Source organism: Nitratidesulfovibrio termitidis HI1 (assembly GCF_000504305.1).
Taxonomy (GTDB): Bacteria; Desulfobacterota; Desulfovibrionia; order Desulfovibrionales; family Desulfovibrionaceae; genus Cupidesulfovibrio; species Cupidesulfovibrio termitidis.
This window is the reverse complement of the sequence record NZ_KI632512.1, coordinates 1,387,356-1,400,428: the sequence shown is the minus strand read 5'-3', so window position 1 is coordinate 1,400,428 and position 13,073 is coordinate 1,387,356. Positions and strand designations below refer to the sequence as shown.

Below are 13,073 nucleotides of genomic sequence, written 5' to 3'. Positions count from 1 at the left end.
GTCGCCAACCCTCCATTATTTTTCCGGGGCGCTTGCACCGTGCCGCCGGACCCTGCCGAAAGGTGTGCATGGTGACGCCGGGTTGCCCGTGGCGGAAAAATTTCCGCCACGGGCATGGTCCATACCGGCGGGCTGTCGCTGGGTATCGGCGGGGGGGGCCGGGAAGTGGCAGGGGCGACTGGGGGGCGACTGGGGGAGCGATTCGGGGGCAACCGGGAACGACCCGCTGCGGCCAGCGGCTTGGGCGGCGGCGCCATTCGGCCAGCTGGCGTTCCGTACCTTCCCATGGTCCTGCCTTCCGCCGCCCATGCCAGCCTGCCTAGACAGGCCCCCAGCCGTCCCTGTCGAAGCCGTTGTGGTCCCTGTCCTCGCTGTCCTCCCAGTCCCCTTCGCCGTCATCCTCCGCGCCATCTCCGTCTTCACGGCAGTCTCCGCCATGGTTTCGGACGGCATCCGCCCCATGGTGCGGGTACAGCGCATCGATGCGGGCGCGCAGTTCCACCGGCAGTTCGGGAGGTGTGTCGCCGCCCGGTGGCGCATCGCCATCGGCGCCCGCGACGTTTCCGAACATGCCGAGATGGCGGGCCAGCATTTCCAGGGCCTTGAGCTTGGAATGCAGTTTCACCTGCACACCGCCGCGCACCGGGGCTTCGGGCTGTTCTTCGTCAGGGCCGTGTGTCTGCCCGCGTGCCGGGCGCGCGGCGCGCGGGCCACGTGGGGCACGCGCAGTGGATGCCTCGCGCACTTCGGCCACGGCGGCGGCCTGCGCGCGGGTCAGCTCCGTGGAGTCACGCAGCCGCACGCCCTCGTCGGACCAGTGGCACAGGTCGGTCATTACCGCGAATCCCACGGCGGCCAGTTCGCGCACCACCCGGTCCTGGGTCACCCCGGTGCGGGTGGTGCGGTGGGCCATGGCCTGCTCCACCGCCTGCTGCACGGCGGGCATGCCCAGCAGCCTGGATGCGGTGCGCGCCGCGCGCATCGGCGCGTACCCCGCCCGTTCGGCGGCCCGCACAGGCGACATGTCCACCAGGAATTCCTCCACGAAGCGGCGTTGGCGTACCCCCAACCGGGGAGGATGTCCGCCTCCTTCGCATTGCGGGCCAGCCGGACGCCGGGAAGTTTCGGCGCCGTGGGCGCTTTCGTCGGCGCGGGGCCTGGTGTCCCTCCCGCCGTTTTCCGTAGTGCTCATCGGGCCTCCTTTCCCGTGGCGTCAGGCACGCGGGCCTCGGCGCGCAGATGGCGCAGATCGGTGCGCATTTCTTCCAGCGCGCGCTGCACGGCGGCCAGCCGTTCGTCCATGCGGGCAACGCACACGGCGGTTTCGCGCGTGGCCCGCACATCCCCGTCCAGGACGGCGGCGCGAGCTTCCATGGCGTCCAGCCGGGCCTGCACCGTGGCCGCCAGCATCACCGCCCCCGCAAAGGCCGTGGCCGCCGCCGCCAGTGCCTGCACACCCACCCGGCGGTCCAGCCGCCACCCTTCGGCGCGGCGTTCTCCGTCGCGTGCCCCGGCGTCGTTCACGGGTCCATTCGGAGCGGTCATCGGGGGGCGCCCTCTCCGGCACGGGAACGCAGTTCGTCCTTGCGGAACGACCCCAGCGACGAGCCCAGGTAGTAGTTGACCACCGCGCCGAAGGCCGTGCCCAGCGAGCCGAGCAACAGCAGGGCCGGTTCGTTTACCGAGGGTTGTTCCAGCACCACCCGCAGCATGCCGAAGAATCCGGCCACCACCACCAGGGCCACCAGACCGGTCACCCATGCCCCTCCGTGTCCGGCACGTGCCAGGGCCACCTCCCGCGCGCGGGCGTCGCGGGTGTTGTCCAGTTCGGCCCGCAGCTGTTCAGCCTGCCAGTCCAGCAACCGTGCCCGTTCGCGCACTTCCAGCTCGCGCAGGGTGGTCAGGGCCTGCGGGTCGCCCAGGGCCGCCGCCACGCTGGCCGGTTCCGGGGCGACACCCAGGGCCGAACCCAGCAACGCCCCCGCCGCGCCCGCCACCGCGCCCACGGGGCCTCCCAGCGCCGCGCCCAACAGCGGGGCCACCCGGGCCACCGTGGCGCCTATGCCATTCCAGTCCATGCCATGCTCCTTCCGCGCTGGGCCCGCCGGGCGGCATGCCCGGCCCGCCATGCGCGAGAGGACGTGCATACACCCGTCTTGCGGGGCGACGCGGGCCACAGCAGGGTGGCCAAGGGGCCACATGGCCGTCCCGAGGGTGCGCGGCCATGTCGGCCGTGCTGGTCGTGCGTCAGAACGGGAGTGATGGGCGGTGGGTGAAGCCGCTGGCACAGGACAGGATATTGGGCGGGGAGGGAGGCGACGGGCGCGCAAAACAAAGACGCCCCCGCTGGGCGGGGGCGTCGGAAGTGCAGTGCCACTGTCCGTGACTAGGCGGCGATGAGGCTGTCGGAGGCGTCCTGAATGCTCACGGGCCCCTTTTCGTTGCGGGGCAGGCGCGGAGCCCTGTCGGACTTGCCCGTCTCCGCCGCGTCGGCCTTGCCGGACTTGGTCTTGCCCGCGCGGGCCTTGGCCGTCTTGTCCATCCGATCGGGCTGGTCGGGCTTGGCCGAACGGGCCACCTGCTTGGCCTTGGCCTTCTTGGCGGCCTTCTTGGACGCCACGATCTTGCCCTTGCCATCAGTGGTCGCGTGGTCTTCGGTCAGGCCGAAGGGCGTCCAGTCGGCCAGGGCGATGTCCAGCGATTCGAACGAGCGGCCCGAAGCGTAGATCACCGGCACGCTGCCTTCAGGAGTGGAGGCGAACAGCACGGTGCCGTTGGCGCCGGGTTCGGGCATGGCGGCGGTGCGGGCGCCGGGGATGTTGTCCGGGCGCGAGGCATCCAGCGCCACGGTGGCGGCGCGGGCGCCATCGGATGCCTTGGCGGCGGCCAGCAGTTCGGAGGCGGCCTCGGTCTGGTCGCTGGCGTTGGCGGCCGACTGATTGCGCCCGCCACGCAGCAGGTACAGGAAGTCGCTGCCGGTTTCGCCCACCATGGCCACCATGGTGTTGCCGCCGCGCGTGGCCAGCAGACTGACCGGCACGGTGCCGCCGTGGATGCCGATGTAGGCCGGGCGCGAGCCGCCGGGCATATCGATCCAGCCGTCTTCGTCCGCCTGGGTCTGCGGTTCCGAAGAGTGCAGGGCCACGCGACGGGCGTCGCCAGCGCCGTTCACCGCCGCCCGGCCATGGCCGGACAGGGTGTTGGGCATGTCGCCGCGTTCCGCCTCGGTGACGGTGGGAACGGCAAACACGAGCAGCGCCAACAACGAGGCCAGCAGCCGGGATGTGGTTACATTGCGGAAATATATGGGGAGGCAGGGTACACGCCGAACGTTGTCGCCGCGCATGATGGTGTTTACCGTGAGTCCTTCGGATGGTGTTGTATGGCGTATCGCCACGTGTGCAGGCTTTATTGATTCGGACGGCCCCTGTCAAGGGTGCGGAATGGTACACAGAAGTATTTTTTTAACACTGATATTTCAATGTGTTGCAAAATGTGTGTGAGGGTGCGTCGCCTGCGTGCGGCCCCCCGTGGCGCGACCAGTGCCCAGGTTTTGCGCAATTGTTACAAAATGTAAATATTTCCAGCGTGTTGATTCGTGATGGGAACTCTAGAGAATCGGCCTCGCCAGGCCCGCCAAGCCTGTCGGTTCCGCCAGGCTCGTCTGGCTGATACGGGCGAGGGGGCCGTGGACGGAAGCCCGCTGGCCGGATGTTCTCCGGCAGGGGTACCCCAAGAGGGGCGGCGGCAGGTCGGCGCGGGGCGGATTAGCCCTGCTTGCGCGGCTTGCCGTCTTTTTTCCGCTTTTCGTCCCTGTCGCCCTTGCCCTTGCTTTTGGGCGCAGTGGCGTTGACCGCCGGGGCAGGGGCCTGCTGTATCTGAGGTTCCGGCTCCGGGGGCGGAGCGGGCAGGGGCGGCCCGGCCTCGCCCAGGGTGGACAGGAAAAAACGTACCAGCCGGGCGTTCAGGATTTGATGGATGGACTGGCGGGTGTCTTCGTCCACCCCGCCGCACAGTTCCGGCAGGTCGCGTTGCAGGGTGGGCGGGCAGGAGGCCATGAGCGCGTAATGGTCCGCACCGGCCAGCACGGTGAACTCCGGTGGACGGGGCAGGGCGGCGCGCAGGGCGTCGGCATGCAGGGGGGCCCGGTTCACCTCGTCGTCGTCGGCTTTCATGATGGCCACGGGCACGGTGACCCTGGACAGCGAGGCACGGGGAAAGAGCATGCCGTAGCCGGGCGCCACCAGCGCCACGGCGCGCACCCGGGCGTCCGCCATGGTGGCCTGGGGGGGCTGGGAAGCCGGTAAGCCCTGTGCGCCGTGCGAGGCCGGGAGGCCAGTGGGGCCAGCGGGGCCGGATTCCACGTCGGCTGCGCCAGGTTGCAAGGGGCGCAGGGTGTCCGGCAGGCGGGACAGCCGTTCGGAAGCCCACTTGGTGCAGTAGGGGTCGCCGGGGGTGGTGCGCCCGCAGTAGTTCGCATAACGGGTCCCGTCGGGACGGGCCCCCGCCAGCAGCAGGGCGGTGGCCCCGCCGGTGCCGAAGCCGATGACCCCGATGCGGGCAGGGTCGATCATGGGGGCGGTTTCCGGGGCACGCAGCAACCTGCTGATGGTGGTGCTGACATGTCGGGGCCGGGCCGTGAGCTGTTCGGGCAGGAACAGCAGAGAGGTGTCGTTGCTGTTGTCGCCGGGATGGGTGGGGGCGGCCACCACGAAGCCCGCGCGGGCCAGGGCTTCCGCCGTGTCGTGGTGGGCCAGGCGCGAACCGGCGGTGCAGTGCGAGATGACCAGCAGCGGGAAGCGGCCGGGCACTTCCTTGCCGCCGCGCGCCACGTCCAGCGTCCAGTCGCCGAGGTGGATCTCGGAGGGAGTGCGGACGGAAGGGTACCACACGGCCACGTCGAGCCGTTCGCCGGTTTCGGGAATCCAGATGCCCATGGTGCGGAAGCCGGGCTGGTACGAGGCGGGCCCGTCCGCGCGGGCTTCCTTCAGCGTGGGCGGAAATGAGGCGAGAATGCCTGCCGGAAGGTTTCGGGGCACGTTGTGCGGCATGCCGACGGGCAGCAGCAGGGCGGCTGCCAGCGATGCGGCCAGCAGGGTGCGCGACAGGCGCCGGGCGGTGCCGGGCGCATGGGGACGGGCGTGGAACGGGGGACGGGGCGCGTGGCCGCGCGGCATGGGAAACCTCCGGTATGTCCACGTGCGAGATACCGCATGCGCCCCCACCCGGCAAGGCCTCATGCAACAGAGTGTAACGGGGTGTATCCGGGGGGAACTGGGGGGTACAGGACGTAGCAGATCGGTAGAACGGAACTGGGCGGAACTGGGCAGAACTGGGCGGAAGCGGGCGAAGCTGGGCTCGGCGCTCGCAGCGTCAGCGCACCCTGCCCCAGTAGGAGAGGTGTGGCGCGCATTGCAACAGCGGCTCTATGGGCACCTCCACCTCGGGAGACGGGTCCGTCGGTGTCTTGCGGGCGTCCACGGGGAAATTGCCGGGCACGCTGGATGAACCACCGGCAGAAACGGTCTGCCAGCAGCACGCGCCGGGTAGCAGCGTAAGGCCCCGGGGGGTGAGCCAGAAGGTTACCGGGGTTTCGGCATTGCCAGACTCTGTTCCGATCATCTCGAATGCGGCGGGTGCTGACGCGCCCGATGGGATCAATGGCCCGCGTCCGCGCCCAGGCGTGGCTGAAGGCGCGATGGGCTGCCCAGCACCATTGCTCGCGTCACCGCCGTTGCGCCGCCGCAGGTGGGCGGTCAGCACGGCATCGGCGCAGTCGTCGTCGCCGAACAGGTCGTCGAGTTCGATGCGCCGCCCGGCGGCCAGATCGTAGCTCACGGCCAGCAGGTCGTGGCTGACGGCAACGCCGTCCTGTCCCCACAGGCCGGTCTGCACCTCGAAGATGACCGACACGGCGTTGGCCGATGGCCGGGACATGCGATGTGTGGCGGTCAGCCAGTCGCGCCGGGCCGGGGCGTAGACGTCCGCGCTCGCCCAGGGGGGGGACTGCGTTGCGGCATGGGGCGTGGCGACCCGGGCCGGGTTGGTCCTGCCGGTGGTGCCAATCCCGGCTGGCCTGTCGGTCCCGGTGGCCTTTTCAGCCGGTTCGGGACGGGGCCCCGCCGCGGACTGCGGGGCCAGCCCATGTCCGGCCACGCGGCGAAAGGCATCGGTAAGTTTCCAGACGATGCGCGCAATGTCGGCGTCCACGGCGGGGTGGCGCAGCACGGGATAGCTTATGGAAACGTCGTAGTGCTCGCCCACCTGTTCGTAGCGCGTTCCGGCTCCGGTGGCCGGGGCGGAAGGCGCAGGCAGGACGAAAATGACGAAAAGCGCGGCCAGAACCGCGTGGCGGATGGGCATTCCAGCCTCTGAAGTGCGCGGATGTCTACGGAAAACAAATATGGTTAACGAAGTCTGCATGCGCGGCCAAGGCGGGAAAGCCCCCCACTTGGGTGCGGCCCCCCGCATGGTGCGTGCTTGTCGACGGCGTTGACCCGCATGACGGCGGCATTCGCTTGTGCCCGGTTTGGTCCGTGCACCGGTTCCGCTGCGCTCTGGTCCGCCGGGGCGCCCGGAACGGCGCAAGGCAGGGTTCGCGCAGGGCGGAAACAGCGCATAAGCGGAACCGACGGGCCATGCATACGTATCGGTAGGGTTGCGGTTCTCCTTAACCCGCCGGAAGCATTTCGCCCCACATGTGCCGCCTTGTGCTTCCGCGCGGTCGTCCCCACCCGGTGAAGCGCGATATTGTCTGTCCCTGCCCTCATACCCCATACCCCACCCGTCGTCCTTTCCACCTCCCTTGATCCCGCCGTTCCAGCCCGCCCGATTCCGGTTTTCCCGTTTCGGGCGGGCTGCACGTTTTTTTGCGTCATGCGCGCGCATGTCTCGTACACCCCCGCGCCCCCCTTCCAACCCCCTTCCGGCCGCATCCGCCCGAAAAGCGGGGTGTACCACCTGCTCACGCGGCGCGGCCGTGGTGGCCGGGTGGTCCGGCCCCGCGAGACGTCCGCGCACCGAAGCAAGGAGGCAATGCCATGGGTGGTGGCGGCAAATCGTACAAGGCCCCGGAGCCCCCGGCTCCTCCCGCGCCCCCGGCCGCCGACGAGGTGGCCGAGCAGGAGGCCAAGGCCGTGGAGGACGCGCGCGAGGACGCCCGCCGCGCCGCACTGCGCGCGCGGGGCAGGCAGGGCACCATCCTGACCGGGGCGCTGGGCGTGCCCGGCACCCCCGACACCCAGCGCAAGACGCTGCTGGGACTGTGAGGATCCGGGCATGACCAGCCAACGACTGCGCGACGCCCGCGAGGCGGTGGACTTTCTGGAGCGGCAGCGTTCGCCGTGGGAAGAGGCGTGGCGCGACATCGCCGCCTACGTCCTGCCCCGGCGCGGACGCATGCACGGGCGCGATCCGCTGGGCGCCCCCGCGTCCGCTTCGGGGGGTGGCCCGTCCAGCGTGCCCGGAACTTCCGACACGCGCGGCGGGCGCGTCATCGACGCCACGGCCACCCGCGCCGTGCGCATCCTGGCGGCGGGCATGCAGGGCGGGCTTACCTCGCCCGCGCGGCCCTGGTTCCGCCTGCGCCTGGCCGACGGGGCCGACGCGGAATCGGGCCCGGCCCGCCGCTGGCTGGATGCGGTGGAACAGCGGCTGTACTGGGCGCTGGCCCGCAGCAACTTCTACCAGGCCTCGCACGCGCTCTACACCGAACTGGCCGCCTTCGGTTCCGCCGACCTGTATCAGGAAGTGGACCCCGAACGGCTGACCCGCTTCGCCGCGTTGACCTGCGGCGAATTCTCCTGGGCCTGCGATGCGGCGGGCCGCGTGGACACCGTGGCGCGGCGCATGCTGATGACCGCCCGCCAACTGGCGGAACGCTATGGCGAGTCGCGTCTGTCCAGCGGCACGCGGCGCATGCTGCGCAAGGAACCCAACCGTCACGTGGAGGTGGTGCACCTGGTGCGGCCCCGCGCCATGCGTACCCCCGGCCACGGCGGCAACCTGCACATGCCTTTCGAGTCGCTGGTGTTCGAGGCGGACGGCGCTGCCGGGGATCTGCTGCACGAGGGCGGCTTTGAGGAATTCCCGCATCTGGCCGCGCGCTGGGACGTCACCGGCGGCGACGTGTATGGCCGCTCGCCCGGCATGGACGTGCTGCCCGACGTCAAGATGTTGCAGGAAATGGCCCGCAGCCAGCTGCTGGCCATCCACAAGGTGGTCAACCCGCCCATGCGCGTGCCCACCGGCTTCAAGCAGCGGCTCAACCTGATTCCCGGCGCGCAGAACTACGTGGCGCCGGGCCAGCCCGAGGCCGTTGCCCCGCTCTACCAGATCAACCCGGACATCGCGGCGGTGACGCGCAAGATCGACGACGTGCGCAAGGCCGTGCGCGAAGGGTTCTTCAATGATCTCTTCCTGATGTTCACGGCTGACGGGCGCTCCAACGTCACGGCGGCAGAGGTGGCCGAACGCGGGCAGGAAAAGCTGCTCATGCTCGGCCCGGTCATCGAGCGGCATCAGACGGAACTGCTCGATCCGCTGCTGACGCGCACCTACGGCATCCTGCGCCGGGCCGGGGCGCTGCCGCCCAATCCGCCGGAACTGGAAGGGCTGGAAATGCGCGTGGAATACGTTTCGGCCCTGGCCCAGGCCCAGCGGCTGGGCGCGGCGCAGTCCATCCGCCAGTTCGCGGCGGAGGTCACGGCCCTGTCGGCCACCGCGCCCGGCGTGCTGGACAAGATCGACTTCGAGCAGGCCGTGGACGAACTGGCCTCCATCGGCGGGGTGCCCGCACGGGTGGTGCGCTCCGATGCCGAGGTGCTGCGGCTGCGCGCGGAGCGCGAGGCCGGGCTGGCAGCGCAGGGCGTTGCCGTGGCGCGCGGGGCGGCGGGCGCCGCCAGCGCGCTGGCCAGGGTGCTGGGCGTGGACGGAGGGGACGGCGCTTCGAGCGGGAATGGCGGCAGCGGCGGTAGTGGCCCGTCTGGCACCGCCGCATCGGCCACACCGTCCGTGGCATCCGCGGCATCCCGGCCCCCTGCATCGCCTGCCCCGGCTGCCCCGCCCACTCCGGTGGGCCGGGCCACGGAGGCGCGCGCATGAGCCGTCATTCCTCTCCCATCCCTTCCCGTACGGCGGGCGGTGGGCGTCACCCTGATTCCGTGCAGCGGGCCGATTCCGCACCGCAGTCCGGCCACGTGCCGCAGTCCGATGTGGTTCTGGCCGACCTGCTGGCCCGTACCGCCGTGGCGGACGCCGCAGACCCTGATGGCCTGAATGGTGCGGACGGCCTGCTGACCGACCTGCTGGGGCCGGAGGTGGAAGAAGCCCGCCATGCCCGGCGCGAGGAAACCACCCGGCTTGCCGCCTATCTCGACGATCTGGCTGCGGTGCTGCGCACGCAGGGCGGGGCCGGGGTGCGCGTGCTGCGCCACTGGCTGGACGCCGCCTGCGCCAACGACCGCCTGTCCCGGCCCGAGCCCGCCATCCACGGGGCCGCGGCCCTGTACGACTACGCCCGCGACCGCACGGCGGAAATCGCCATGGCCGACCCGGCCAGCCTGCTGCGCATTCAGTTGGAGGGGGCGCGGCGCTGGGCCGGTGAACAACTGAACCCCGGCGAGCGACGGGACTGATCCGTCCGCGCCGGATGACCACGCCTGCAACAGGCGGGTCTTCAACAGACACCCTCAACGTTCACGCGTTCAACCCTGCAACGGAGGACACCATGGAACAGACACTGGCCCCGGCACCTTCATCCGGCACGGCGAGCGGCGCATCCGGAACATCCGGGACATCCGGAATGGGGGGCGCGCCCGTACCCTCCGGTCCGGCGGCTCCGGCGAACCCCGACACCGCGTCGGCGGCCCCCGGCAGCGCGGTCAGCCCCGCAGAATCCGCCCCCGGCCTGCCCGATGCGCCCGGCGCTTCCGGCGCCGCGCGCAACGCCGCCGACTACGCCTTCGACCTGCCGGACCACCTCAGCGTGGACACGGCGGCGGCGGACCGCTTCCGCGCGTTGTGCGCCGCCCAGGGGCTGACCCCGGAACAGGCCCGCGCCGCCGTGGACTTCTACGTGGCCGAGCACGAGACGGCGGGCGGCTTTGCCGCCGACGGCTGCGAGGCGGGCCTGCGCACCCTGTGGAAGGGCCGCTACGACGAACGTATCGATACCGCCCGCCGCGCCGTGCGCAGCCTGGACACCCGCATGGAGGGGCGGCTGGCCCCGCTGGTGCGCGCCGGGCTCGGCAACCATCCCGCCTTCGCCGAGTTGATGGCCCTGGTGGGCGAGCGCATGGGCGAGGACACGCTGGGCGCGGGCAGCGGCCCGGCGGGCGCGCGCGGCGAGGCCATGAGCACCGAGGATTTCCTGCGGACCGTCGTGTTCGCCAAACGTTAACCGCCAGGAGGCATCCGGCATGGGCAAGACGCTGAAGGATCTGAGCAACGAGCAGGCATCCACGCAGCCGCAGCAGGTGGACGGGCTGACCGAGGAGGCCCCCATCCTGGGCATCGTTCCCTTCGAAGAGGCCAGCCACGGCCTGTGGAACATGTACGAGGACGTGGAAGAGGTGCAGGGCGCGGGCTGGGTGGACATGAACGCCCCCCTGCCCTCGGTGGAGGTGACCAGCAACCTGCGCAAGGTGGACCTGTCCATCCTGGGCGGCGAGATCGAGGTGCCCGAAGACACCGCCCGCATGTTCGGCGGCAAGGAAAAGTACTTCTCCAAGAAGATGCCCAAGGTGCTGCGCCGTTCGGGCATGTCGGCGGAACAGCGCATCATCTACGACAACTTCCGCGCCTTCGCCCTGGACCACGGCGCGGTCACCGACGCCGGGGCCACGGCGGGCGGCTGCTACTCCATGCTGGCCGTGCGCTTCGTCGAAGGCGAAACCTGCGGCCTGTACAGTCCGGAATGCTTCAAGCAGGGCACCGTGCTGGACGTGCAGTCCATCAACGGCGGCGAACTCTACAAGGCCACCAGCGGCCAGTACCAGGGCGTGCTGGTGTTCGGCCTGCGGCTGAAGTCGTACCTGGGCATCCAGATCGCCAACCCCCACAGCGTGGCGGCCATCGTCAACGTCAGCCGCGACCATGTGCCCACCGAGGCCATGATCGACGACATGCTGGCCCAGGTGCGCGCCACCTCCGGCTCCACCTACCTGTTCATGCACGAGCGCGCCCGCAACCTGCTGTACCGCTACAAGGCCGGCGCCCTGCAGATCGTGCCCGGCGGCAAGGACATGGACCGCCAGATCACCCACTGGAACGGCATCGAGATCGTCACTTCCTACAACTTCAAGGACGGCACCGAACAGGTGCTTGCCCTGTAGCGGCCCCGCGCCGCGTCCCTTCCGCAACACCATGACGGCAACCGCCCGGCGGTGCCGATGAACAAGGAGAAACGCATGTACGGACACATGCTGCGTGTGCATGGCGAACATCTGGCCAAGGGGCAGGAACTGCCCAAAAACGCCCAGGCCGTGGGCAACGGCGGCCCGCAGCGCGCGGGTTCGATGATGGGCGCGGCAGAGGTGGCCGCCGTGGCCGCCACGCCGGTCACCCTGGGCGACGGCAAGAGCCTTACCTTGATGCTGGAAGACAGCGACGACGGCACGGCCTTTGCCGCGCTGCCGGTGTCGTTCCGGCGCTCCGCCCCGGGCGGGCGCACCTGGGCCGACGGCGAGGTGCTGGGCCGCCTGCCCCTGCCTTCCGACTGCCGCCGCCACGTGCGCGTGGTGATCGGCACCGACGACGCCGGGGCCTCCGGCACCGTGGACGTCGTCTTCGACTACCTGCCGCGCTAGCGCGGCCACGGATCGCAACCCCCGCCCGCCCCATCCGTAACGGGGCGGGCGGGGAACACGGCACGGAGGTGCCCCACATGATCAATGACGTGACCGATGACATGACCAAGGATGGAGTACCGGGCCAGGCCCCGGCGGTACACGAGGAACCGGCGGCGTGCGCCCCCGGTGCGGCGGCGGCCCCTGCTTCGCCCCTCCTGCGCACTTCGCCCGTCTCGTCCGCTTCTGCCGACATGGCGGAAACGTCCGAATCAACCGGGCCGCCCACCCGCGAGGACGTGCGACGCTTCCGCCTGGCGACCCTGCGCGCCCGGCTGGCCCTGCTGGGGGTGGCCTTCGACCCGTCCACCGACGAGGCCACCCTGAGGCGCATGCTGCGCGCCGCGGAGGGGCAGGGGGGCGGGGCTCCCGTGATGGGCGCGACGGGTACGCCCGGTGTCGCTGGCGCAACGGGTACGGCGGGCGATGGCGACACGCCCGATCCGACTGTCTCTGCCGCCGATGCCGTCCCGGCAACGGAGTCCGACCTGCCGCCCAGCGCCGCCATGCGTCGGGACACGGCCCGCCATCTGCGCGAACGGCAGCGCGTGGCGGCGGCGGATATCGGCGTTACCGGAAGCGCCGGGGGCGCCAAGGGAACCGGTGGCCGCCCGCGCGGCAGGGGGCGGTCATGAGCGCCGTCCCCGGTTTCACTTCCGGCAGCACGGTCCAGACCAGCGAGGTGTCCATCTGCAACAAGGCCCTGCGCTACCTGGGCGCGCCGGAAATCGTGGCCCTGGACCAGCCCTCGCGCGAGGCGGACCTGTGCGCCCGCTACTACGCGGAAGCCCGCGACGAACTGCTGGAACACCACCACTGGAACTTCGCCACCCGCTACACCTCGCTGGCCCCGCTGGCGGCGGTGCCGCCCTTCGGCTTTGCCTGCGCCTACCGTTTGCCCGGCGACTGCCTGCGGGTGCGCCGCCTGCGCGGCGAGCCGCCCTTCGAGGTGGTGGAGGCCCGCACCCTGTACACCGACGCGGCCCCGGCAGAAGCGGTGCTGACCGTGCGCGTCACCGACCCGGCCCGCTTCCCGGCGCTGTTCGTCGAGGCGCTGGCCCGCCGTCTGGCCGCCGCGCTGGCCGTGCCGCTCATGAACAGTTCGCGCACCGAGCAGGCCATGCTCCAGCGGTTCGGGGATGCCCTGGAGGCCGCCCGCGTGGCCGACGCCGCCGAGGGCGCGTCCGACCCCGTGGAGATCAACCCCTGGCTTCTGGCGAGGTAACC

The 13,073-nt window shown here is 70.8% G+C and carries 14 protein-coding genes; 8 read left to right on the top strand and 6 right to left on the bottom strand.

What is annotated here, in order from left to right:
• Window positions 1–319: 319 nt before the first annotated feature.
• From DESTE_RS05755 to DESTE_RS17145, 6 genes are all read right to left on the bottom strand, one after another.
• Window positions 320–1,192: a terminase small subunit gene (locus tag DESTE_RS05755; RefSeq protein ID WP_084559367.1), complete on the bottom strand. Its 873-nt coding sequence runs from the start codon at window positions 1,190–1,192 to the stop codon at window positions 320–322.
• Complete coding sequence (locus DESTE_RS05750; RefSeq protein WP_035065937.1) at window positions 1,189–1,545, bottom strand: hypothetical protein; 357 nt, start codon at window positions 1,543–1,545, stop codon at window positions 1,189–1,191. Before DESTE_RS05750 ends, DESTE_RS05755 begins: the two co-directional genes overlap by 4 nt.
• Window positions 1,542–2,078: a hypothetical protein gene (locus tag DESTE_RS05745; RefSeq protein WP_035065936.1), complete on the bottom strand. Its 537-nt coding sequence runs from the start codon at window positions 2,076–2,078 to the stop codon at window positions 1,542–1,544. Before DESTE_RS05745 ends, DESTE_RS05750 begins: the two co-directional genes overlap by 4 nt.
• 308 nt (window positions 2,079–2,386) lie before the next feature.
• On the bottom strand, window positions 2,387–3,250 hold the full coding sequence (locus DESTE_RS05740; RefSeq protein WP_245590744.1) for a hypothetical protein: 864 nt from the start codon (window positions 3,248–3,250) through the stop codon (window positions 2,387–2,389).
• 517 nt (window positions 3,251–3,767) lie between these two features.
• Window positions 3,768–5,177: an alpha/beta hydrolase family protein gene (locus tag DESTE_RS05735; protein ID WP_035065934.1), complete on the bottom strand. Its 1,410-nt coding sequence runs from the start codon at window positions 5,175–5,177 to the stop codon at window positions 3,768–3,770.
• 196 nt (window positions 5,178–5,373) lie between these two features.
• The gene (locus tag DESTE_RS17145) at window positions 5,374–6,363 is read right to left on the bottom strand and encodes a pyrimidine/purine nucleoside phosphorylase family protein (protein WP_051384337.1); all 990 of its coding nucleotides are present in this window, start codon (window positions 6,361–6,363) and stop codon (window positions 5,374–5,376) included.
• A gap of 677 nt (window positions 6,364–7,040) precedes the next feature.
• Here DESTE_RS17145 and DESTE_RS05720 point away from each other — a divergent pair.
• From DESTE_RS05720 to DESTE_RS05685, 8 genes are all read left to right on the top strand, one after another.
• Window positions 7,041–7,268, top strand: a complete 228-nt coding sequence (locus tag DESTE_RS05720) for a hypothetical protein (protein ID WP_012612216.1) — start codon at window positions 7,041–7,043, stop codon at window positions 7,266–7,268.
• Window positions 7,269–7,278: 10 nt separating this feature from the next.
• Window positions 7,279–9,102, top strand: a complete 1,824-nt coding sequence (locus tag DESTE_RS05715) for a portal protein (protein WP_035065926.1) — start codon at window positions 7,279–7,281, stop codon at window positions 9,100–9,102.
• The gene (locus tag DESTE_RS05710; protein ID WP_156925277.1) at window positions 9,099–9,635 is read left to right on the top strand and encodes a hypothetical protein; all 537 of its coding nucleotides are present in this window, start codon (window positions 9,099–9,101) and stop codon (window positions 9,633–9,635) included. The genes DESTE_RS05715 and DESTE_RS05710 overlap by 4 nt, the downstream gene beginning before the upstream one ends.
• Window positions 9,636–9,727: 92 nt before the next feature.
• Complete coding sequence (locus DESTE_RS05705; RefSeq protein WP_035065923.1) at window positions 9,728–10,399, top strand: hypothetical protein; 672 nt, start codon at window positions 9,728–9,730, stop codon at window positions 10,397–10,399.
• 19 nt (window positions 10,400–10,418) lie between these two features.
• Window positions 10,419–11,333 carry a major capsid protein gene (locus DESTE_RS05700; RefSeq protein ID WP_035065920.1) on the top strand — a complete coding sequence of 305 codons (915 nt, stop codon included), beginning with the start codon at window positions 10,419–10,421 and terminating at the stop codon, window positions 11,331–11,333.
• A 75-nt stretch (window positions 11,334–11,408) separates the two neighbouring features.
• Window positions 11,409–11,807 (top strand): hypothetical protein, encoded by a 399-nt coding sequence (locus tag DESTE_RS05695; RefSeq protein WP_035065918.1) that lies wholly within the window; start codon window positions 11,409–11,411, stop codon window positions 11,805–11,807.
• 77 nt (window positions 11,808–11,884) lie between these two features.
• A complete protein-coding gene (locus tag DESTE_RS05690; protein ID WP_035065916.1) occupies window positions 11,885–12,481 on the top strand; it encodes a hypothetical protein in 597 nt (198 codons plus the stop codon).
• A complete protein-coding gene (locus DESTE_RS05685) occupies window positions 12,478–13,071 on the top strand; it encodes a phage connector family protein (protein ID WP_051384336.1) in 594 nt (197 codons plus the stop codon). Before DESTE_RS05690 ends, DESTE_RS05685 begins: the two co-directional genes overlap by 4 nt.
• Window positions 13,072–13,073 lie beyond the last annotated feature (2 nt).